Here is a 22,543-nt window from a genome sequence, read left to right on the forward strand (position 1 = left end):
AAAATATTTTTGTTATTGATTTGGGGATTAAAATAACTCCACGAAGGTATGATATTTTTTTTGATAAAAGAACTAAAAAATTAATTTTTTTAATCTTTTTGAGAGAAGAAGAGTGTGAATTTCAAACTATTGCCATCCATTCACACTTTCTGCCACTCTCTGCAGTTAATTATTTAGTTTGTATGGAAATTTCGTTTTTACCTTCGTTTACTTTGATGTCTACGTTACCGCCTTTCATCTTTTTGATGCTGTTTTTCATAGAATCAATTACTTGGTCTGCTTGGTTGCTCGGTACTTTTTTACCGTTTATAATAATGCTGTCGCTATTCTCATCATTTGAATTATATTCAATCGTAGAACCGTTTACTGTGATTTTATTCTTTTCAATTTTGATGTTTCCGTCTTCATCTCTGTCCTGATCGTTATCATTGATTCCGTCTGCATTCAGATCACCGTCGAAGTTGATAAGATCATGTTTTGCAGGAAGTACGATTGTTTTTAAAGGAACTACCAATTCATAATCGATGCTGTAATCTCTGAATCTGTGCTCATAAGGATATTTTACGAAGTTAGGAAGAATTACTCTGTTGTTTATAACTTCTACCGGAACACTTACGTTCAACGGAAGATTATATCCTTTAGCTTCTTTTTTAATGATTAAGTAAGGCGTTTTGATATCCGCTTTTCTTGTTACATCCACATGAATCCAGTCTTTTTCGAATACGGAGATTTTATCTGAATAAAGATCGTTATCGTATCCTTTAAAGTTTTGAGGAATAGTTACTTGTTTTACATCTACATAAATACTGTCTGATTGAGTGTTGATTGCTACTTCCTCAGTATCTTCTTTATGACCTTTTAGGAACATTTCCTGTCTTGCCATGCTAACTCCGAAGTAAGTACCTAAAGAAATCAATGCAAGGAATAATGCCCCGATTACCCATCCTGTATTTCTTAATTTCGTTTTAGGAGAAATTAATTTGATACTTAATAACCCGAAGATCATTGCAGGGATTAAACTTCCTAAGGTGATCAATGCCATGATGATGTATTTCATACTGTCATTGTTAAAATAGAAGTTCATTTCGCTGACAGGTGGAAAATCGCTGTCTGCTCCCATGAAACCGAATACTACAAATACTCCGATTAAGCAAGATAAAGACATGAATGCGAAGATTCCTCCTAAGATGTAACGGAATACATTCCAAAGTCCGCTTCCAGCATTGTTGATGTAAGGTTTGTTCTCGATGTAGATTTCTCCGACCCTCTGAGTAGATTCATTGGCAAACTGTACCAATTTATTAGACTCATTCTTAAGATTGTCGAAGTTCATAGGCTTTCCCTTCATTTTCAGGAAATCTGCTGCGGTTTCTGCTTTAGGTAATACCGCCCAAAGGATTACGTAAAGTAAGAAAACAAGAGTTGAAGAAACAGCTGCGGTGAAAATTCCTAAGACGAAAATTCCTAACCATATTGCTCTCATTGCTGTAATGTCCATTCCAACATAATGAGCTAAACCTGCGCAAACACCTGCAATCTTTTGTCTTTCAGGATCACGGAACAATTGTTTTTTATCTGTGTATTCAGTTCCTGAAGAATATGTTTTCTTTGTGTTTTTTTCAGAATAATAAGCTTCTTCTTGCTCTTCGATTTTTTCAGGAGATCCGATTTGTGCAATTACTTTTTCTACGTCGGTATCATTGATGACTTCTCGTTTCCCTAAAGAATCTCTGAAGATCTCTACCATTCTGATTTCTATGTCATGCATTACCTCGTCTGCTTCTGAAGCATCTAGTGAGCTTCTCAATGCATTTAGGTAATCGCTAAGCTTTATATATGCGTGTTCTTCTATCGTAAAAGAAAAACCTGCGAGTCCTATGGAGAGTGTCTTGTTCATAGCTTTGTTTTTTAATGTTTTTGAGTGATTTGGTTTACGGAATCTGTTAGTTCGTTCCAGGTATTTTGAAGTTCATCTAAAAATAATTTACCTTTTTCAGTAATCTGGTAGTATTTTCTTGGTGGTCCTCCAGTAGATTCTTCCCATCTATATGAAAGAAACTCACCATTTTTCAATCTTGTTAAAAGAGGGTAGAGTGTTCCTTCTACTACGTCCAGTTTTCCTTTTTTTAGTTCATCTATTAAGTCGGAAACATACATTTCACGATGATTGATGAGACTTAAAATACAGAATTCCAGAATTCCTTTTCGCATTTGCGCTTTGGTATTTTCAGTATTCATCTTTAATAAGTTTTGTTAATTAGTTATATAATTTTCGAAGTTCGGAACCTAGCTAGTTGATCCTATTTCGATTTTACATTACAAAGATATGTAAATAAAATGGTATTATGCAATACAAAGTAGTGTATTTTTTAAATTGAAATATATAAATTATTGAAAATCAATTAAATAATTTTTATGCGTTTTTAAAGTTAACTTTATTTAAGTCGAAAAATTTTCCAAAAATTTTAAATTTTCGTATTTTTAGATCAGAAATTTTGATGAAATTCTGAGAATTGATTCAAAAAAATGAATAGTATAAAGAATAATTAAGAATGAAAATACAGAAGGAGATTGATTTTATCTTGGCAGTCGATGCCCTGAAAAATGTACAAAGAAGAAACTATAATGCAGATGATACGAGAAGAGAAAATACGGCGGAACATTCTTGGCAGATTATAATTTTAGCCCAAATCCTTTTTCCTTACGCGAAAAATAGGGCCGATATTGATTTATTAAGAGTAATCAGAATGCTTTCCATTCATGATTTGGTAGAAATTGAAGCAGGAGATACCTTCTTATTTGATGAAGCAGCAATGGTAGGAAAGTTTGAAAGAGAAAAAATTTCGGCTCAAAAGATTTTTGGAATTTTAGATGAGCCTTTACGTACAGAATTCTTTAATCTGTGGCTGGAATTTGAAGAAGAAAAAACTCCTGATGCTATTTTTGCCTGTTCTATCGACCGAATTATGCCTTTCATTCTGAATTCACATACTTCAGGGAAAAGTTGGACAGAAGCCGGAGTCACGGAAAAACAAATCAGAAACATGCTGGAGAATGCTATTGTAAGAGCTTCCGATGAAATGGGAGAGGCTTTTCATCATCTATTGAACCTTAGTCTTGAATCTGAAAAAGTGTTAAGATAGGTTTTAATTTAGAATAAACGATAGAAAATAAAAAAGTTTCAGCGGGTAAAGCCCGCCGAAACTCGTAATAAACATGATGAAAATATAGGATTCCGGCGACCGAAGGTCGCCGGAACCTTTTTTATAGTATTGAGATTGGTTTCTTAAATTCGTCAATGGCTACAAAAGTAAAATCCCCGACAATAGCTCTTTCTCTTTCGTAAGAGTACATTTGTTCGGTGTAGATTTCAACACTTACCTTCATACTTGTTTTTCCTACGTGAGAAACTTTTCCGATAAGTTCTACGATGGTTCCTGCAGGAATAGATCTTTTAAAATCGATCTTATCACTGCTTACGGTTACGACACGTTTTCTTGCAAATCGTGTCGCTGCAATGAAAGCCACTTCATCCATGAGCTGCATCGCTGTACCTCCAAAAAGAGTATCGTAATGATTGGTTGTGTTGGGGAAAACTGCTTTGAAAATTCTGGTTTCCGATGCTTCAATTCTTTCTTCTGTAGTCATATTTCATTATTAATTAAAGCGAGATGAAATACATTAAAATAACAGAAGAATAGCAGGAACGTAAGATATTCCTGTTAAAATCCATCAGATCAATAAACTTCAGATCGCGAAAGTTTTTTGTTTAAAGAAAAGGCAGGTCTCCTGACTTGTAACATCTCTATTTCCTTCCCATGCTTTAGCACAGTGGATTTTTTATAAAGACTTCAGTTACTTACAGTTGCGCGACAGTTCGTGATTTTCACACGATTCCCTTTTAATCAGCAGCTAAGCAGAACCAATTTCTATGATGAATAAAGTTGTAAAACTTTTTCGGAAGCAAAAATAAGAATAAATGGTGAATTATTCAGGATTTTTATAAATAATCTGACTAATAGCCGCTCCTTGTTTAATAGACCAGAATGTGACATATCGGTTTTCTCCGGAACCATTAATCATATATAAGAAGATGTGATCTTGATCTAAAGCGGTAACGCCTACCTTATCAAAATCCATCGTAGGTTGAAACAGATTTTTTATAGCATCTCTTACAAAAACAGAACCTCTTCCCGGTTGTTGCACTCGGATAGATTTTACCTCAGTCATTCCTTCAGGAAGCTCTTTACCGATTCCCCAGGTTTTCTGTTTATCGATTTTAATGATGTTTCCTTCCGCATCTTTTTCCTGTTTCTTAATATGGGCATAAGAAGGATAAATGTCGATAGTAACTTTGGTTCTCTGGTTTCCAGGTATTTTAGGATTTGTATCGTCTGTGAAAATCAAAGACTTTCCGTTTTTAGATTTAGAAGGAGTGAATTTAGGCAACTGATCTACAAAAACAACACGGTTTTTATTCACCATGCCTTCCTTTGTAATGCTGTCGTATCGTACAAAAGGCTTATCAGTATCATCTTTTTCAGGATATTTAATCCAGATCCACTCTGTTTCGCCGGGTGCTGGTTTTACGTAGACAAATACATCACCGGTTTTCATACGGATCTTATCAATGATTTTTCGATAATCATCTTTGTGAACACGCACCATTGCATAGCCTTCCTCTGCTTTTACCACTCCAAAAGGGATTTTGTTTTGTGCATTCACAAAAGCAAAAGAAAAAAGACTGAAAATTGATAGATATAATGCTTTGTTCACAGAAATCATCTTAAAATTGTTTTGATAGTTCAAATATATAAATTAAATACTTTTCGGCAGATAATTATACCGTTGCAATTCTTTTAAATCTTCAATAGGTTTTAAATAAGATTCAGAAAGCAGGTAAATTTCATCCGAAATATCCAGTACTTCCTGATAACGGTGATCAGAAATAATGATTCCTTTTTCTTTTGACTGTTCTTTAATGAGTTTTTGCATTTCATTGGTCATTTTCGGGGAAAGTCCATTGAAAGGTTCATCCAGTAAAATGAATTGAGCTCCGGAGAAGATAATTAACAAAGCTTCAACAATTTTCTTCTCACCTCCTGAAAGATTTCTTGAAGTTTCATCAAGAAAAGGTTTCATAATATCTAATTCAGCAAGTTTTTCTGAATTTTCTTTATTACAGAAAATAGAAATTAAATTTTTAATCTTTACACCTTTAGGAAGAAAGAAATATTGTGGTAAATAAGCAATTTTATCCTTTCTGTCCCACTGATGTTGAAGGACTTTATTGTCAACACTTATATGTTGATAATCTCCTTTTATTGTCCCAAAGATTATTTTGAGTAAAGTTGATTTTCCTGTGCCGTTTCTTCCCAAAATTCTGACAATTTTTCCTGTTTCGCAGCTAATATAAATATCTCTTAGAATTTTCTTTTCATCAAAAGATTTGGTTAGGCTGTCTACATGTAATTTACTCATAAAACTGACAACTCATATTGATAATTAAACTTAATACAGCTGTGGAAATCCAAAGAAAGAGTCTGGAAAATCCAAAATTAGCATAAAAATAATACTCATCTTTTAATCTTAATTCATAAATCAGAAAATGTAAAGCCGGTAAAAATAAAAGAAAGCATAATCCAAAATTGCCAACGGTAAAACCAAGCTGTGTATTCATGAGTAAAGAAAATAGAATGGCAGGAATTAATAATTTTAAATAGAAAATCCATAAAATCTTTACGTTTCTTATCATTCTTGATTTTTTGTTATTCAAATATATAAATTAGATATTTCTTGTAAGTCAATAGTTATGGTTTTAGTACTATTTACTGAAAATTCTCTAGCTCGGATTCTAATTTAAGCCTCTATATTTTTGTAAAAAGGCTTATTTTTGACGCTTAATTAATCATGAAGAAAGTAAGTTCTCTAAATTACTTTTTACAACTCATCAACAATGAAAAACATATTTTCACTTTTAGCATTCATGCTCTCACTTATAATGATGGCACAAACAGCTCCTTCCATTCAATGGCAGAAGACACTTGGAGGAACCAACTGGGATCAGGGAGCTTCTGTCTGTCAAACTACAGACGGTGGTTCTATTGTAGCGGGTTATTCTCCTTCTACTGATGGTAATGTAACGGGAAATCACGGTGGTGGTGATTTTTGGATAGTGAAATTGGATAACAGTGGAAATATCCAATGGCAAAAATCATTGGGAGGTAGTGATTATGATTATGCTTACTCTATAAAGCAAACTTCAGATGGTGGTTATATTGTTGCTGGAAGAACTGAGTCGAATGACGGCGATGTAACAGGATATCATGGTACTGTTCATCCTGATTTTTGGATTGTTAAGTTAGATACGATTGGTAATATTCAATGGCAAAAATCAATTGGAGGAAGTAGCCATGATGTAGCTTACTCAATTCAGCAAACTTCTGACGGAGGTTATATCGTAGCAGGTGAGTCTTCATCAACAGATGGGGATGCAGTTGGTCATTTACCTTATAATAATACGGATCTTTGGATCGTAAAAATTAATAGTACAGGGAATATTCAATGGCAAAAATCATTTGGGGGCTATGGTTCAGAAGTTGCTTTTGATGCTAAGCAAACTTCAGATGGTGGATATATTGTTGCAGGAGCTACAGCTTCTAATAGTGGTGATGTAACATTGCTTTATGGTGAATATGACTATTGGGTATTAAGGCTTGATAGTGTAGGTAATTTGCAATGGCAGAAGACTTTTGGAGGAAGTGGTACTGAAAATGCACAATCTGTAATACAAACTTCTGATGGCGGATATATGGTTGCAGGATTTTCAAGATCGGGCAACGGTCTTGTACATGATCACTACGGAAATTTATATACTAATGACGCTTGGCTCATCAAGTTGGATGGAAACGGCAATATTATATGGAAGAAATCTAAAGGGGGAACGGGTAATGATGTTGCTAATTTTATTAAGGAAATACCAGATGGAGGGTATGTATTTGCAGGGTACTCATCATCAGATGATGGAGATGCAGTCGGGAATCCTACAGGTTCAGCAAATTATTGGATTGTAAGAATTGATAATAATGGAAATGTGATCTGGCAAAAATCAATGGGAGGAAGTTTAGCTGATTTTGGACAATCTATGAGTCAGACATCCGATGGTGGCTTTATCATGACGGGATATTCGTATTCGAACGACGGTGATGTTTCTCTTCATTACGGAATTCCGACGTATCCTGATTTTTGGGTGGTAAAGCTAGGTCCTGAAGTGTTGTCAACAAATGAGACAGAGTTGTTGGAAAGCTTTAGTATCTATCCAAATCCTGTGACAGATAAGCTGTTTGTTTCTGGTTTATCATCCGATGAAAAATATGAAATTTATTCAATGATCGGACAAAAGATAGTAAGCGGAATAACGTCACAATTTACTATAGATGTAAATGCTCTGCAAAAAGGTGTTTACTTTATTCAAATGAAAGACAAGCAGCAAAAATTCATCAAAAAATAAAAAAAGAGCGTCTGTCAAGGCGCTCTTTTTTTATGTTTAAACTGATTTTTAATCATTTCTCAGTTTTGCTTTTACCTGATTGCTTGTAATAATATTTCTAAGTTCCAAAATCTGATCTTTTGTAAAATATTTTTTAGGAACCATATTCATGACATGAACGCTTTGATAGATTAAAAACCATTCCTTTTTTTCTTTAACTCGAAAAACGGAATTCCAGCTAAATTCTCCTTCAAAAGTTTCTCCTTGGTTCCGAATGTGCTCATTCGTAAACGTATAAGAAATATGTTCCTGAATTTTCTTATTAGAATAAAAAGCATTCTTCAAACGGAAATAAGAACGGATAACAATAAAAACAAATGCAAAAAGAAGCCACATCGAAGCAGATTCTAGAATATTTCTTTCATCGCTTTCTTCCATGAAATACTTTGTTATAAAAAATACCAAAGCCAATAATGGGAAAATAAGAATCCTTGATAATGAATTTTTTACATTAAAAATCAAGAAATCCTTAAAAACAATATGAGTTTTTACTGTTATCATTTTTCATTAAATCCTTTCCAGTTCGTCCGCATCAATCGTCGTTTTGAATGTGCCGTAATTTACGATGACTTTATTTCTGGAGATCTTTTCAATGGTTCCCACACTCGTACTTCCGGAAATACGGACACGTTGACCAATCTTCATCCAAAGAGCGCGGTCAATTTTACGTTTCTCTTCCAGTTTTTCATTGGTTTCAGTGATTTTTTCAATGACTTCTTCTTTCTTCAATTGTTGTGTGATTTTTCTCTTTACAACTTGAAGTCTTTTCGTTTCATCTTTATCTGCTCCAATTTTTCTGAACTTTTCCTGTTCCAGAATTTTCACAAAATCTTTCACCACATCCTTTCTGGATTTTCCTTTTACATAACTGTCGATAAAAGATTCTATTTTGTTTCCAAACTGAAGTTTACGATGCTCCTCTTCATACAGTTTTTGGAAATTAAATAACTTTTGTTGAAGCTGCTCGTTCAGTTTTTGCAGATTGTCACGCTTGTCTTCTACAGATTCTTTTCTTTCCGCAAGATCGGTTTTCAGTTTTTCAACCTCATATTTTTCCTGTTGAAGTTTTACAATCGTTTTATCCAGATTTACAATATCATGTTCCACTTTTTTCTTCGCAGAATGAATAATAAATCTCGGAATTTTGTTCTTTTCCGCAACCTCAAAAGTAAATGAACTTCCCGCTTGTCCCACTTCCAGTTTGTACATCGGTTCAAGAGTTTCTTCATTAAACAACATTGCTGCATTCTGAGCATTCGGAAGCTGTTCTACAACCAGTTTAATATTGGTATAGTGTGTTGTAATAATCGCAAAACTCTTTTTATCATAGAAAAATTCAAGGAAACTTTCCGCTAAAGCGCCACCCAATTCAGGATCAGAACCTGTTCCAAATTCATCAATCAATAATAATGTTTCCGAATCCGCTTCACGAATAATACCCGACATTTTCTTTAATCTTGACGAATACGTTGAAAGATGATTTTCGATCGATTGATTATCACCTATATCGGTCATTATTTTATCAAAGAAAAACATTTCAGATTTCGGGTGAGTCGGAACCAAGATTCCACTTTGAATCATCAATTGAAGCAATCCTACTGTTTTCAGCGTAATTGATTTCCCTCCTGCATTCGGTCCGGAAATACAGATAATTCTGTTATGCTCTGTAAAAGTCAGTGATTGAGGATGAATCGTTTTATTTTCCGCTTTATTTCTTAAAAACAATAAAGGATGGAAAGCATCTTTTAATCTTAAGGTCTTATGACGGTTGATTTTCGGTAAAACTCCGTTGATGAGTTCAGCAAATTTTGCTTTAGCCCTCGTTAAATCAAGGTCAAAAATATACTTCTGATATCTCCAAAGCTGAGGTTGGAATTCTGCTAATTCCGCAGTCAGCTGTCTTAAAATCTTATCAATTTCTTTTTTCTCTTCCTCTTCGCTTTCCTTAAGTTTGAAATAATGCTTCACAACACTATCCGGCTGCATATAAGTAATAGAACCTGTTTTTGAAAGTCCTAATACTCTTCCTGCCACTCTTTTTTTGTAAGCAGATTTTACCGCCAAAACTCTTTGGTCATCAATAATGGTTTCGCGAATGTCATCCAAAAATTCACTTTGTCCGTAGTTGAATAAGGCACGGTTAAAGTTTTCTGTGATCGCTTTTCTGGCGTGCTGAATTTCCGTTCTCAACCCTTTTAAAATAGGAGAAGCTTCACTTTTCACTTCACCAAAACGGTTAAAAACTTTATCAACTTTATCAATAATCTCTTTTCTGAATTCCAGAACCGAAACATCGCCTATCAAAGTGGGGAAAGTTTCCGGCATGGTTGGGAAGAACTTTTGTAGTTTACCGATTTGTTCCGTGATGGTTTTGATTTTGATGAAAGCGCTGTTTTCCAGACGGTAATTTTCGATCAGCATGAGTTTCAACTCACTTTCAATATCCTCATACTCATCAAACGGAATCGCATTTGAACTTTCAAAACTCGACAAATATTCGGAAGTTTTTTTCAAAGAAAGTTCTGCCTCGTCAATTTCCATCGGACGAAGTTGAAGAATTTTTTCTCTTGTTTTTGGAGAATACGCAAAAGGAGAAATTTCCGCGAGCAATTGCGGAAACTCTAATTCGTTTAAATCTTCTTTATCTATATACACACTGCAAATTTAGTGAGAAAATGTGATTATTACGTATATTTGAGATATTTACAAAATTTATGAGGTATGTAATCTTCATTTTTATCATTTTATTTTCTAACTATAAGGCACAGAATTATCAGAAATTTGATATAGACTTATTTGAAAAGAATAAAAAACGGATGAGTTCAGTACAAATGGCTAATGATACTACTCAAAGAAATATTCATGAAGCTTACACGATTATTAAAGGTGATTCTCTAATTATAATGGAAAAATATTCTTGTAATTTAGACTATAGAATAACGAGAACTAAGAAAAGAGGAAGTCGCAAAATAATAACCCAATATTATCCTAATTATTCTATTTCTTCCCAGTATTCACTTTTTGCAGGTAATTATGTTGGAGTAAAGAAAGATTATTCTGAAAAGGGAGAGTTACTACAGACAGTCAATTATGATCTTTTATTAACGGAATGTGGAAATTGCGCATCAATTTTTGATATTGCAAAGAATATAAGGAAAGATTTTAATGTAAATATTGAAAATGAAGATGAAATTATAGGATGGAATATAGAAAAGAGCAAAAATTTAAATAAAACAATATATAAAATAGTTTGTCCACCTAAATATCCTGATGGAAGACCTCTTCGGGGATTTGTCTATGATATGAAAACGGGGAAATTTATAGAAGAATACAAACAACAAAGATGGTCTTATTAAAACATATTCAATGAAATTAGAAACCGAAAGATTACAATTAAAAGATATCAACGAAAGCCATGTCGACGATATTCTGAAAATAAGAAGTAATGAAGTTATTAACCAATTTGTTCAGAGAAACTCTCCAAAAAACAATTATGATGCACTTCAGTTTATCTTAACCATAAAAGAAAGAACTAAAGATAATCAATCTTTTTATTGGGGAATTTCGCTTAAAAAGCAATCCAATTTGATTGGAACCATTTGCCTGTATAATTTTTCTGAAGATCGAAATGTTGCAGAAGTCGGTTACGAATTATTACCCAATTATCACAGACAAGGAATTATGTCGGAAGCTTTGGAGACTGTTTTAAATTTTGCTTTTAAAGATTTACATTTGCACGAAATTGTCGCAATGACCAATAAGTTTAACGAAAACTCTAAAAGTCTCCTCGTGAAATATGATTTTATATTGCAAGAAGGGGTAGAAGATGAAGGTTTTCCTGATAATTTGGTTTTTAGCCTAAAGAAATAAGTGTTTAGTTTGTCATTCTGACGAAGGAAGAATCTAAATTTTTTATTCACTAAATTTGTCGTTTAATTAGAGATTCTTCACTACGCTCTGCTTCGTTCAGAATGACAAGCGGATAGATTTGAATTTTCAAATTAAAGGATTCTCAAATTTTCAAATTGATTATATGACCTGGACAGAAATATTAGCGCCCATAAAAAGCACTCCCTATTTTACCAATCTTTGGGAAAAAGTAAAACAAGAATACGCGACTACAAAAATTTTTCCACCAAAAAATCAGATTTTCAGAGCGTTGGAAATTACACCTTTCGACGATGTTGAGGTGGTGATTATTGGGCAAGATCCTTATCATAATGATTTTCAGGCGAATGGTTTGTGTTTTTCTGTTTCTGAGCAGGTGACTGCACCTCCTTCTCTTAAAAATATATTCATTGAATTGAAAGAAGATTTAGGAATTGTAAGAACTTCCAAAGAGCTTGACGACTGGGGAAAACAAGGGGTTTTATTGTTGAATGCAACTTTAACGGTTCGTGCGCACACTCCGAATTCGCACAAAGATTTGGGTTGGGAAACGTTTACGAATTATATTATCAAAGAAATTTCAGATAAGAAAGAAAATGTTGTCTTTGTTTTGTGGGGCGCTTTTGCACAAAAAAAAGCCGAATTCATCGATCCGGCTAAACATTTTATTTTAAAGTCTGCGCATCCGTCACCATTTTCTGTGTACAGAGGGTTTTTCGGAAGCAAACCTTTTTCAAAAATTAATGAATATCTTGTCTCAAAAGGGAAGAAGCCTATTTCGTGGTAGGATTTTCTCCTGCTTTTTTGATAGTAATTCCTATTTTGTAATTTCCGTTTAATGCTTTTGTTCCTTCTGCTGCTCCGGGATAAGGCTGCACATCCACTAACGAAATCGTATAGCCGTTGAACTCTGTAGATTTATTATAATTTCTACCTTTATTATCTATACTTGAAAGATGTAAGGTCATGGGTCGGGTGGTAGTTCCCATTACTTCAACCTCTGCGACTGCAACTCCTGCCCAAACGCAAGTAACGTCTTTGGGGCAACGGCTGTCTTCGGAAATTCCTTTGAAAGTCACGTTCATTTGATATTCTTTCAGGAATTTGTTTTCACCTTCGTTGAAATAGATGATTTCACCGTCTTTATTATTTATTGTAGTCATTGTACTGTTTCCGTCAACGTTTACTTTTGTTGAGGTCTTGTTTTTTTGAGCATTACAGTTGATTAAAAACAATAATCCTAAACTGAATATGATGGTTTTGTTAAGCATAATCTCGTTTTTTAAATAACATTGAGCATATCTAAAACTACTACCAAAAACATTGCCACACCTACTACAAAACTGAAACCTGTTCCGTAGATAAATCCAACAAGTGCTCCTTTTGTTGATTTTAAGGCTTTATTCATGTCTTTGCTGTCGTGTAATAATTCTCCAATGAAAACTCCTGCAAACATCCCAATCAGAAAACCAAGAGGAATAGGTAAAAACATTCCTACAATGGTTCCTACTACAGATCCTATACTTCCCCAACGGGTTCCGCCGTATTTTTTTGTTGTTTTGGCAGGAATTACATAGCTTAAAACCAAGGAGACTAATGTTAAGATCCCGAAAGCCCAAATGTAAATCATCGGTAAGTCAGAATCTGTTCCGAATTTATAAATCAATAGTCCGCAAATACTCAGCAATAATCCGGGTAAAATGGGGAGAAAAGTTCCTAAAATTCCTATGATTAGTAAAATCAGACAGATAATATTGATTAATGCTGTATCCATTTCTTTAATTGTCTATGCAAGATATAAAAAAAGTGGCTTTGTTAAAAAACCACTTCGCATGTTTACACTACGTTTATGATTGAGACTAAAGATTTAAGATTACATATTGTAAAATAACGCCTGCATTTCCAATGTTTCCTGAAGCGTGATTGTGGAAAGTCGTATAATAGATATATCCGCTTGTTGAAGATCCTGAACAAGATCCTACTGTTGCTCCCAATGCAACTAAATAAGGAACCAAAGCTTGAGGAACCGAAAGGCTGATCTGGATATTTCCCGAAAGCGTAATACAAACCGTCACAAATGTTGTCGTTGGAGCATTTCCAATCGGTATAGTTGTTGTACCTGTCGCTGTGAAATGGTTGGTTCTGATCATTAAAGCATCGTTTGTAGACGTTTCTTTCACTAAAACCTCCCAGTAAGCCGGATCATAATTGATTATTTTTTGCCAAGCCGATAAGTCAAAATCAATAGTAAGGGTATTGAATCCTAAAGCAGTTGTAAGTCCTGCATTATTTACTGTAGCAGCTACCATTCCTGATGTTCCTATGTTTTTAGAACAAAGTTTGGTGTCAGGAACAAATCCTCCGGCAAGCGAACAATTGTTGGTGTTGGTTGCTCCGCCGACTAAGTAGGCAACATCCCAGTCTGAAGCGTAAATACTCCCTCCGTTGGCTACAAAAGTGGCCAAATTAGTATCAATTGTTGCAAAAAGTGCGGGGTTTGAAGAATAACTACTTCTTGAGCCACAGTTTAGAAAAATAATATCATATTGTGCAATGGTTGTCAGATTGGCAAGATCATTATTGGTTATTTCGGTAGCTGTATAGCCTAAAGTCTGTATAATGTCTTCAATCTTGTCATAAGTTCCTTTTACGTAAGCAATTTTTGCAACCTGATTCAGCTTGGTTTGGCTTACGTCAAGATTTAAAGTTTCATTATTTTTTACTGTTGCAGAAATTTCCGTACGGAAATTGCTTCCATTTCCAGTCTGTATGTAAATGGTGTGGTTTCCAACAGGTGCCTCCAATATGAATTTTCCATCTGCGTCTGATGTCGTGTAGTAGATTTTATACTTGTCATCAAATGTAAAAACTGATGCCCCTCCAATAGGTTTTGTGCCGTTTTGTGACATTACTTTTCCTGAAAGCTTTCCGGTTTCTACAGTTGTAGCAGCTGTATTTTCTGAAGTTAATGGCGAATCGTCATTTCCTGAACAATTGATTAAAAGTGTGAATACACACAACAGAATAAATAAGTAGTGTTTTCTCATATATATTTGATTTTGATTTGTTTAGTTTTATTCAAATGTAAATAATTAATTAATATAAAATTGTTAAAAGTTTAAATATTTTTACGATAATTAATTTATATTGGTTATTTTTAATTAAATTTTTATTTGTTTATCGATGTTGTGGTGAATTTGATATTTTTAAAATATTCGAAAGAAATGTTGTCAAATAATCAGTTTTGGGCTGAAAATTGATAGAGAAATTGTACTAAAACTCAGTCTTAATTTTCCTAAATTTGCTGTGATGAATGATCAACTACAAGAAACAAGAAACTTTATACAGGATCTCAGCGATCAGCTTTATATTTATATAAGCAAGATTTCCCCTGCCGGTTTTGATTGGATCATTCATATGATTGTAAAACTGGCAATACTTATTGCTTTATTTTTACTGGTGGATTTTATTTTAAAACCCATCATTAATTTTGTTTTTCGTTTTTTTCATGATGAAAAAAAATATCCCATCATTAAATCGATCTACGAATCGAGAGTGAGTAATTCTGTTGCTCATTATATTGCTCTAGCTTTTGTCGCAAGTATTCAAACGTTTATATTTCCTTCGTCAGCGATACCAAAAACAAATACATTTATTATCAGATCTATTAATTTAGGTGTCGTTTTGATTTTTGCAGGAATGTTGTATCGCAGCTTAACCGCCTTTAGAAATTACTTTAGTATAAAACAAGATTTTTACAAGATCATGGCATTAAATGCTATTTCAGAAACGATGAAGATTCTTGGGATTTTTATTTTTTCAATTGTAGGGATCTGTGTGATTTTTGGTATTAAAGGAACGACTATTGTAGGGAGTTTAGGAGCAATCACAGCTGTTTTGGTATTGGTTTTCAGAGATACTATTTTAGGTTTTGTGACCGGTATTCACGTGGCAACTTCTAAGAATATGAAAGTCGGTGACTGGATCGGAATCCCTAAATATAATCTGGAAGGAACCATAGAAGACATTACTCTGCTTACGACTAGAATTCAGAGTTTTGATAAGACGGTTTCTACAATTCCTACATATGATTTGATGAGTACGGAGGTGAAGAACCTTCAGGTAATGTCTGAAAGTAATACCCGAAGAATTAAAAAATCTATTATTTTCAATATCAAATCATTTAAGTTTTTAGATGATGAAATGTTTAATAAATTATTGGAAATTAATTTATTGAAAGAATATCTTTTACGAAAAAAAGACGAGTTGGATGAGCAGAGAAGCAACCTCAGTCATGCTGAAAAAATGATTAATGGAAAACAGCTTACCAATATTGGAACTTTTAGAAAATACGCTTACGAATATCTCAGAAATAATAAAAATATCGACCAATCAGAAACGGTGTTGGTAAGACAAATGGAAATTACATCGCAAGGATTACCTTTGGAAATTTACTGTTTTACCAATGATTCGAAATGGGAACATTTTGAACAGATTCAGTCAGATATTTTTGATCATCTGTTAGTCGCTTCTAAAGAATTTGATCTGGAAGTGATGCAGGTTAATATTAAAATTTAAAATAGTAAAAATGACAAAATTAAGTGTCAATATCAATAAAATTGCGACATTAAGAAATGCAAGAGGAGGCGAAACGCCAAGTGTAACAGAAGCAGCAGTTAAAATCCAGGAATTCGGCGGACAGGGAATCACGATTCACCCAAGACCGGACGAAAGGCATATTACCAGAAAAGATGTCTATGATCTGAAACCTCTGGTAACTACGGAATTCAATATCGAAGGAAATCCTCACCGTCCGTTTATTGATATGGTTTTAGAAGTAAAACCGGAGCAGGTGACTTTGGTTCCGGATGCAGATGATGCGATTACGTCAAATGCAGGTTGGGATACCGTAAAACATTTAAGTTTTCTTACCGAAATTATTGCTGAATTTAAAAATGCAGGAATCCGTACTTCTATTTTCCTAGATCCAAATCCGGAGTTGGTGGAATACGCTGCAAAAACTGGCGCAGACAGAATCGAATTGTACACGGAAGCTTACGCAAAAAATTATCCATTAAATAAAGAATTGGCTATTAAACCTTATTATGAAACAGCAATCGTTGCTGCTGATTATGGATTGGGTTTAAATGCAGGTCATGATTTAAGTTTAGATAATTTAAAATATTTTGCAGACCATATCCCGAATTTGTTAGAAGTTTCAATTGGTCACGCTTTAGTTTCTGAAGCGTTGTATATGGGATTGGAAAATACGGTTCAGGCGTATCTGAAGAGATTGACAAAATGGGCTTAATAGAAACCGGATATTATTGAGGTTTGAATATTTCTAACCTCTATTTCTTAAATAAAATTATGGAAATTTTAAATTCAAAAATATTTGGCGAAAACCTTTCGTCTACACCGCTTTTAGTATTTCACGGGTTATTTGGAATGCTTGATAATTGGGGAAGTTTTGGGAAAGACTTGGGAGAGTTTTTACCAGTTCACCTTATTGACCTGAGAAATCATGGAAGAAGCTTTCATTCTGAAAATATGTCTCATGATGATTTAGCAGATGATATTGCTAATTATATGAATCATTATGGAATGGATAAAGCTTTTGTTTTAGGACATTCTTTAGGAGGGAAAGCGGTGATGCAGTTTGCAATAAAATATCCTGAAAAAGTAGAAAAGCTGATTGTAGTTGATATTTCTCCAAAAGCGTACCCTCCACATCATCAGGGAATTATTAAAGCTTTAGAAACTGTTGATTTCAATACGGTAGGTTCGAGAAGTGATGTAGAAGCGGTTTTAAGTCAGTATATTCCTGAAAGATCTACCATTCAGTTTCTTACAAAGAATCTGTATTGGGACGAAAATAAAAAATTGAACTGGAGATTCAATCTTAAAACACTTTCAGAAAAGTACAATGAATTTGTCTCTAATGCTATAAAATATGGGGTGTTTGGTGGTGAAGCTCTTTTTATTGCGGGTGAAAAATCAAATTACATTCTTCCGCAGGATCATTTTGCGATAAAGCAACAGTTTCCTAAAGCGCAGTTTGTCACTATTAAAAACGCGGCACATTGGGTTCAGGCAGATAATCCTGTTGACTTTATGATGGTGGTTAAAGACTTCTTGCAGATTCATTAATCTCAGAGTATAAAAATTAATCTTTGTTAAAGTTTTCTTAAAAATGTATTTTATTCTTTAATATGGGAAAAAAGAACTAAATTAGATTTATCAAAAATTTAAAAATAATCTTTTATTATAATTGAAAATAAAATAAATGTCGATTTTTATTAATGAAAACATTTTATAATTTTAGAGGATTATGAGAAATTTATAAGAGAACATATTAACAAATTATATTTATAGGGAACTTAGCAATAGGTTTCCTTTTTTTGCTTTACAACTCAATATCTATAGATAATCTGCCTGTTGGAAAGTGCTCTTTAGAAGGGCAGAGTATTTTCATAAATATTACTAATAATTCTTATTATATGTTTTAAAAATCGCAAATTTGCAATATGTAATTTTTCGTCAATTCTTTTATTGAAAACGAAGATTTACCAATTGAAAATATTATCATAATTTAGCCAGCAATCAAGTAAAAATAACTGATGGTTTTTGTAACGGGTGCAACCGGAATTTTAGGCAGAATAATCGTTTTGGAGCTTCTTAAGAAGGGAAAAAATGTGCGTGCTTCTAAAAGACCGACAAGCAATTTAAATGAAGTACAACATTCGTATACCTATTATACGGAAAACTCTGATGATTTCTTTAATAAAATTGAATGGGTAGAAGTAGATTTTGATGATATTCATTCACTTCAAAATGCTTTGAAAGATGTGGAGGAAGTATATCATTGCGCTGCAAAAGTGAGCTTTCATCCCAAAGATGAAAAAGAAATGTATCATACGAATGTAAAAGGTACAGAAAACCTGTTATATGCTTGTGACAGTGCCGGTGTGAAAAAATTTCTTCATGTAAGTTCAATTGCGGTGCTTGATAATTTTAATGAAAAAGGAGAGCTGGACGAAACATCTGATTTTAATCCCAAAGAAGAACATTCTGCTTATGCGATTTCTAAACATCTTTCTGAAATGGAAGTATGGAGAGCTTCTGCAGAAGGATTGAATACTATCATCATCAATCCGGGAATGATCGTCGGAAGTGGAAACTGGGGTAACAGCAGCGGAGATATTTTTCCGACATTTGAAAAAAATAGTTTTACATTTTCGGGGGGAACGAGTTATGTAGATGTAAGAGACGTGGCTAAAATTGCCATTGAATTGATGGAAAAAAATGTTTTCGGAGAACGGTTTATTCTGATTTCTGAAAATAAAAAATATGCTGATTTGGGACGTCAGATCAGATCAACTTTAGGATTGAAAGATGCTAAAATCCTTTCAAAATTTCAATTAAACATTGGTAGATTAGCCAATATCCTTTTCGGATGGTTCATTCCGTCACTGAAAATTATTACCAAATCAAATATTGAGTCTATATCGACATTGAACGTGATTTCAAACCAGAAAATCACAAAAAAACTTGACTATCAATTTATTCCGTTAAAGGAAAGTGTTGATTTTCATTTGAAGAATTATATTAACGACAAAAAGCAGAAGAAATAAATGAATCTTGCAGAAGCAATTATCCATAAAAATGTAGAGAAACACGCTATAAAAGCTGCTATTGGTTTCAAGAAGAAAGAAGCCGCATGGAAAGAATTAAGCTGGAAAAAATTTAGTGAGATTATCTATAAAACGGCGAATGCACTGAAAGGAGCAGGAGTTCAGGAAAATGATAAAGTCGCGATCTATTCTGATAATTCTTCCGAATGGATGATTTTTGATCTTGCTGCGATGTCAATAGGGGCGATTACCGTTCCTATTTACTCTACGAATAACGCTGAACAAGCAGAATATATCATCAAAGATTCCGATTCAAAAGTTATTTTAGTAGGCAATCAGGCTCAGTATGATGCGTGTTTAGAACTTTTACAGAAAGAAGATAACCAGCTTCAGACCATTATTGTTGCAAAAAAAGCGGTTTGGATCAAAAAAGAATTCAGCAGTTTTTATCTTGAAGATTTTATTGCTAAATCGTCTTTAAAGCTTGAAATCTGTAAAAAAGAAGACGAAGATGTTGCTACGCTGATTTATACTTCTGGAACAACAGGAACTCCGAAAGGAGTAATGTTAACCCATGGAAACTTTATTAAAGCTTTCGATGCCCATTTTGAGTTTTTTAAATTTAAAAACTTTGAGGAGGAACTTTCACTGGCGTTTTTACCATTAAGTCACGTTTTCGAAAGAAGCTGGAGTTTATTGTGTTTATACGGAGGAGCTCGTGTCTATTTCCTTGAAGATCCGAAAAATATTGCGAAAGCACTGGAAGAGGTAAAACCAACCATGATGTGTGCAGTACCGAGATTTTTCCAGAAAATTTATGCAGGAGTACTGGAAAAAGCAGAAGAAGGTTCATCATTAAAGAAAAAGATCTTTAACTGGGCAAGAGAAATAGGGTGGCAAACGGCAGAATTAAAAAGAAACGAACAGGAAATCCCTTTCGGATTAAAAATAAAAGAAACGGTTGCTGAAATGCTTGTTTTCAGTAAAATTAAAGAGAGAATGGGAGGTAGGCTTTGGTTTTTACCTTGTGGTGGTGCATCCTTATCACCGGAAGTTACCAAATTCTTCGAATCTGTAGGAATTCACGTTACGGTAGGGTATGGATTGACAGAAACTACGGCAACACTAACGTTATTTCCTTTAACTCATTTTGAACACGGAACAAGTGGAAAAGCTTTACCGGGAGTAGAAATTCGTATTGGTCAGGATGATGAGATCCAGGCTAGAGGAAACGGAATCATGAAAGGGTATTATAACAAACCTGAAGAAACTCAAAAGGTTTTTACGGAAGACGGATGGTTTAAAACGGGTGATGCAGGGAAAATCGATGAAAAAGGAAACCTTACCATCACAGACCGCTTGAAAGATCTTATGAAGACTTCCAACGGAAAATACATTGCTCCGCAACAGATTGAAAACTTACTGACGAATAATAATTTCATTCAGCAGATTGTTTTAATTGCTGAAGCCAGACAGTTCGTATCGGCATTAATTGTCCCCAATTTTGAATTTTTACAGGATTTTATTAAGAAAAATAATATCCCGTTTACGAATTGGACAGAGGTCGTGAAAAATGAAAAAGTAGTTCATTTTTATAAAGAAAAAATAAAAGAATTGCAGTCTCATTTATCGGACTTTGAAAAGGTGAAAAAATTCACTTTAATGCCTGCAGAATTTGAAATCAACTCCGGAGAGATCACTCCTACATTGAAAATAAAAAGAAATGTAGTGCTGAAAAAATATGCGGATGTGATTGAAAAAATGTACTAAAACTAACCATAAAAGTTAGGCAGTATTAAAAAAACAAAGTTTATTATTTAAACTCAATTATGGTAACGACACAAGAATTTTTAGGAAAAAAAGATTTTACAATAAATAATCAGACGGTTTCGGAAAGCTGTCCGTCAAATATTGCCCTGATTAAATATTGGGGTAAATATGACAATCAGATTCCAGCGAACCCAAGTATCAGTTATACATTAAATCATTGTAAAACGAATACGACTGTTGAGTTTTTAGCGAATGAACCATTTTCTGTTCAAACTTTTTTAGCAGGAAATGAAGAGGTTAAGTTTGCTGAAAAAATAGAAAAATACTTTAGAAATATAGAACAGTATCTTCCTTGGATTTTGAAGGGGAAATATATCATTAGAACAGAAAATACCTTTCCTCACAGTTCTGGAATTGCAAGTTCAGCTTCAGGATTTGGAGCGATTGCTAAATGTCTGATGAACCTAGATGAAATTTTTTCAGGAAAAGACTCTGAAGAAGAATCTCTAAGAAAAGCATCATTTTTGGCAAGATTAGGAAGCGGAAGTGCGTGTAGAAGTTTGTACAACGGATTAGTTGTTTGGGGAGAATCTCAGGTAAGAGGAAGCTCAGATTTATTTGCGGTGCAATATCCAAATGATGAAATTCACGATATTTTCAAAAACTTTAATGATTGGGTTTTACTGATCCATGAAGGGCAGAAAAGTGTTTCTTCTACGGTGGGACATGGCTTAATGAATACCAATCCTTATGCAGAAAGAAGATTTCAGGAAGCGAGAGAGAATTTCGGACCTATGAAAGAAATTCTGGCCAATGGAGATATGGAGAGTTTTATCAAATTGGTAGAACACGAAGCACTAACACTTCACGCGATGATGATGATGAGTGAGCCTGCCTTTATTCTTATGAAGACAGGAACATTGGAAGTGATAAATAAAATCTGGGATTTCAGAAGAATTACCGGTTTACCATTGTTTTTTACGCTTGATGCTGGTGCGAATGTACATTTGCTTTTCCCAAATGATCTGGAACAAAACAAAATTGAAGATTTTATCAATCAGGAACTTTTACTATTTACTCAGAAAAATGGAGTGGTGAAAGATGTGATGAGGTTTTAAAGATTTTAATCAATTCAAATATAAAATAGAGCGGGCTTTTTAGTCCGTTTTTTTTATTTACTATTAACTTAGATTCCTACGGAATGACAATTTTGCGTTATATTTAGATAGTAAATTTTATAAGGTTATTTGTCATTCCGTAGGAATCTAAGCCATTTTATAATTTTAAAACGCAACACAAATGATAGAATTTTCAGAGGGAATTTATAAATTCTATGTTTATATCCTCACAAACAAAAGAAAAACTGTTTTGTATACAGGTGTGACCGGAAACTTGCATCAACGTTTATATCACCATTCAATAAAGCGAAATTCAAATAGTTTTACTGCAAGATATAATGTGGAGTTTTTAATTTATTATGAAAAATTTGGCTGGGTGCAACAAGCAATTGAAAGAGAAAAAGAGATTAAAAATTTTTCAAGAAATAAAAAGTTAGAATTGATAAGATCTGTAAATCCTAATTTAGATTTTTGGAATTATTTATTTAAAGATATAATGTGAAAACTAACAGCTTAGATTCCTACGGAATGACAGAATCAAGCGTTCTTAAATAATAGTAATAAAAGAAAATTTTCCCTATTTT

At 33.7% G+C, this 22,543-nt stretch carries 23 protein-coding genes and 1 riboswitch; of the genes, 12 read left to right on the forward strand and 11 right to left on the reverse strand.

Translation table 11 applies throughout. From position 1 onward, the window contains the following. Positions 1 to 169 precede the first annotated feature (169 nt). Positions 170 to 1,897 carry a PspC domain-containing protein gene (locus tag RM51_RS08150; RefSeq protein ID WP_039367320.1) on the reverse strand — a complete coding sequence of 576 codons (1,728 nt, stop codon included), beginning with the start codon at positions 1,895 to 1,897 and terminating at the stop codon, positions 170 to 172. A gap of 11 nt (positions 1,898 to 1,908) precedes the next feature. Then, a complete protein-coding gene (locus RM51_RS08155) occupies positions 1,909 to 2,238 on the reverse strand; it encodes a PadR family transcriptional regulator (protein WP_039367323.1) in 330 nt (109 codons plus the stop codon). Between the two features lie 314 nt (positions 2,239 to 2,552). On the opposite strand from RM51_RS08155, the gene RM51_RS08160 reads away from it, so the two are divergent. Further along, complete coding sequence (locus RM51_RS08160; protein ID WP_039367327.1) at positions 2,553 to 3,143, forward strand: HD domain-containing protein; 591 nt, start codon at positions 2,553 to 2,555, stop codon at positions 3,141 to 3,143. A gap of 121 nt (positions 3,144 to 3,264) precedes the next feature. Here RM51_RS08160 and RM51_RS08165 read toward each other — a convergent pair whose 3' ends face one another. The 4 genes from RM51_RS08165 to RM51_RS08180 all read right to left on the reverse strand — a co-directional run bounded on the left by RM51_RS08165 (position 3,265) and on the right by RM51_RS08180 (position 5,755). Further along, entirely contained in the window at positions 3,265 to 3,648 is a 384-nt protein-coding gene (locus RM51_RS08165) for an acyl-CoA thioesterase (RefSeq protein WP_039367331.1), read from the reverse strand. 114 nt (positions 3,649 to 3,762) lie between these two features. Beyond that, a riboswitch (cobalamin riboswitch) is annotated at positions 3,763 to 3,943 on the reverse strand. 44 nt (positions 3,944 to 3,987) lie between these two features. Beyond that, positions 3,988 to 4,785, reverse strand: coding sequence for a hypothetical protein (locus RM51_RS08170; protein ID WP_039367335.1), 798 nt, complete (start codon positions 4,783 to 4,785; stop codon positions 3,988 to 3,990). Positions 4,786 to 4,818: 33 nt separating this feature from the next. Then, positions 4,819 to 5,481, reverse strand: coding sequence for an ATP-binding cassette domain-containing protein (locus RM51_RS08175; RefSeq protein ID WP_039367338.1), 663 nt, complete (start codon positions 5,479 to 5,481; stop codon positions 4,819 to 4,821). Then, complete coding sequence (locus RM51_RS08180) at positions 5,474 to 5,755, reverse strand: hypothetical protein (RefSeq protein WP_039367341.1); 282 nt, start codon at positions 5,753 to 5,755, stop codon at positions 5,474 to 5,476. The genes RM51_RS08175 and RM51_RS08180 overlap by 8 nt, the downstream gene beginning before the upstream one ends. A gap of 201 nt (positions 5,756 to 5,956) precedes the next feature. On the opposite strand from RM51_RS08180, the gene RM51_RS19275 reads away from it, so the two are divergent. Beyond that, positions 5,957 to 7,510, forward strand: coding sequence for a T9SS type A sorting domain-containing protein (locus tag RM51_RS19275; RefSeq protein WP_084111010.1), 1,554 nt, complete (start codon positions 5,957 to 5,959; stop codon positions 7,508 to 7,510). A gap of 48 nt (positions 7,511 to 7,558) precedes the next feature. Here the strand turns inward: RM51_RS19275 and RM51_RS08190 are convergent, their stop codons facing one another. Further along, positions 7,559 to 8,050: a YcxB family protein gene (locus RM51_RS08190; RefSeq protein ID WP_039367344.1), complete on the reverse strand. Its 492-nt coding sequence runs from the start codon at positions 8,048 to 8,050 to the stop codon at positions 7,559 to 7,561. A 6-nt stretch (positions 8,051 to 8,056) separates the two neighbouring features. After that, the gene (locus RM51_RS08195; RefSeq protein ID WP_039367347.1) at positions 8,057 to 10,204 is read right to left on the reverse strand and encodes an endonuclease MutS2; all 2,148 of its coding nucleotides are present in this window, start codon (positions 10,202 to 10,204) and stop codon (positions 8,057 to 8,059) included. Between the two features lie 161 nt (positions 10,205 to 10,365). On the opposite strand from RM51_RS08195, the gene RM51_RS08200 reads away from it, so the two are divergent. From RM51_RS08200 to RM51_RS08210, 3 genes are all read left to right on the forward strand, one after another. Further along, complete coding sequence (locus RM51_RS08200) at positions 10,366 to 10,905, forward strand: hypothetical protein (RefSeq protein WP_131667059.1); 540 nt, start codon at positions 10,366 to 10,368, stop codon at positions 10,903 to 10,905. Between the two features lie 10 nt (positions 10,906 to 10,915). Continuing rightward, positions 10,916 to 11,419: a GNAT family N-acetyltransferase gene (locus RM51_RS08205; protein ID WP_039367354.1), complete on the forward strand. Its 504-nt coding sequence runs from the start codon at positions 10,916 to 10,918 to the stop codon at positions 11,417 to 11,419. A 163-nt stretch (positions 11,420 to 11,582) separates the two neighbouring features. Continuing rightward, the gene (locus tag RM51_RS08210; RefSeq protein WP_039367357.1) at positions 11,583 to 12,224 is read left to right on the forward strand and encodes a uracil-DNA glycosylase; all 642 of its coding nucleotides are present in this window, start codon (positions 11,583 to 11,585) and stop codon (positions 12,222 to 12,224) included. Here RM51_RS08210 and RM51_RS08215 read toward each other — a convergent pair. From RM51_RS08215 to RM51_RS08225, 3 genes are all read right to left on the reverse strand, one after another. Continuing rightward, complete coding sequence (locus tag RM51_RS08215; RefSeq protein ID WP_039367360.1) at positions 12,211 to 12,708, reverse strand: hypothetical protein; 498 nt, start codon at positions 12,706 to 12,708, stop codon at positions 12,211 to 12,213. The two genes, RM51_RS08210 and RM51_RS08215, sit on opposite strands and share 14 nt — an antisense overlap. Before the next feature lie 11 nt (positions 12,709 to 12,719). Further along, entirely contained in the window at positions 12,720 to 13,211 is a 492-nt protein-coding gene (locus tag RM51_RS08220) for a DUF456 domain-containing protein (protein WP_039367363.1), read from the reverse strand. Positions 13,212 to 13,296: 85 nt separating this feature from the next. Then, positions 13,297 to 14,484, reverse strand: coding sequence for a carboxypeptidase regulatory-like domain-containing protein (locus tag RM51_RS08225; protein ID WP_039367366.1), 1,188 nt, complete (start codon positions 14,482 to 14,484; stop codon positions 13,297 to 13,299). A 262-nt stretch (positions 14,485 to 14,746) separates the two neighbouring features. On the opposite strand from RM51_RS08225, the gene RM51_RS08230 reads away from it, so the two are divergent. The 7 genes from RM51_RS08230 to RM51_RS08260 all read left to right on the forward strand — a co-directional run bounded on the left by RM51_RS08230 (position 14,747) and on the right by RM51_RS08260 (position 22,461). Then, positions 14,747 to 16,015: a mechanosensitive ion channel family protein gene (locus RM51_RS08230; RefSeq protein ID WP_039367369.1), complete on the forward strand. Its 1,269-nt coding sequence runs from the start codon at positions 14,747 to 14,749 to the stop codon at positions 16,013 to 16,015. 10 nt (positions 16,016 to 16,025) lie between these two features. Beyond that, the gene (locus tag RM51_RS08235; RefSeq protein ID WP_039367371.1) at positions 16,026 to 16,748 is read left to right on the forward strand and encodes a pyridoxine 5'-phosphate synthase; all 723 of its coding nucleotides are present in this window, start codon (positions 16,026 to 16,028) and stop codon (positions 16,746 to 16,748) included. Positions 16,749 to 16,807: 59 nt separating this feature from the next. Further along, positions 16,808 to 17,587, forward strand: coding sequence for an alpha/beta fold hydrolase (locus RM51_RS08240; protein ID WP_039367374.1), 780 nt, complete (start codon positions 16,808 to 16,810; stop codon positions 17,585 to 17,587). Between the two features lie 470 nt (positions 17,588 to 18,057). After that, positions 18,058 to 19,071 carry an NAD-dependent epimerase/dehydratase family protein gene (locus tag RM51_RS08245; RefSeq protein ID WP_039367375.1) on the forward strand — a complete coding sequence of 338 codons (1,014 nt, stop codon included), beginning with the start codon at positions 18,058 to 18,060 and terminating at the stop codon, positions 19,069 to 19,071. After that, a complete protein-coding gene (locus RM51_RS08250; protein ID WP_039367377.1) occupies positions 19,072 to 20,841 on the forward strand; it encodes an AMP-dependent synthetase/ligase in 1,770 nt (589 codons plus the stop codon). Positions 20,842 to 20,900: 59 nt separating this feature from the next. Next, complete coding sequence (locus RM51_RS08255; protein ID WP_039367378.1) at positions 20,901 to 21,959, forward strand: diphosphomevalonate/mevalonate 3,5-bisphosphate decarboxylase family protein; 1,059 nt, start codon at positions 20,901 to 20,903, stop codon at positions 21,957 to 21,959. 181 nt (positions 21,960 to 22,140) lie between these two features. Beyond that, a complete protein-coding gene (locus tag RM51_RS08260; RefSeq protein ID WP_039367380.1) occupies positions 22,141 to 22,461 on the forward strand; it encodes a GIY-YIG nuclease family protein in 321 nt (106 codons plus the stop codon). Positions 22,462 to 22,543 lie beyond the last annotated feature (82 nt).

Origin of the sequence: Chryseobacterium taiwanense, assembly GCF_000813825.1 — a bacterium.
Classification (GTDB): Bacteria; Bacteroidota; Bacteroidia; order Flavobacteriales; family Weeksellaceae; genus Chryseobacterium; species Chryseobacterium taiwanense.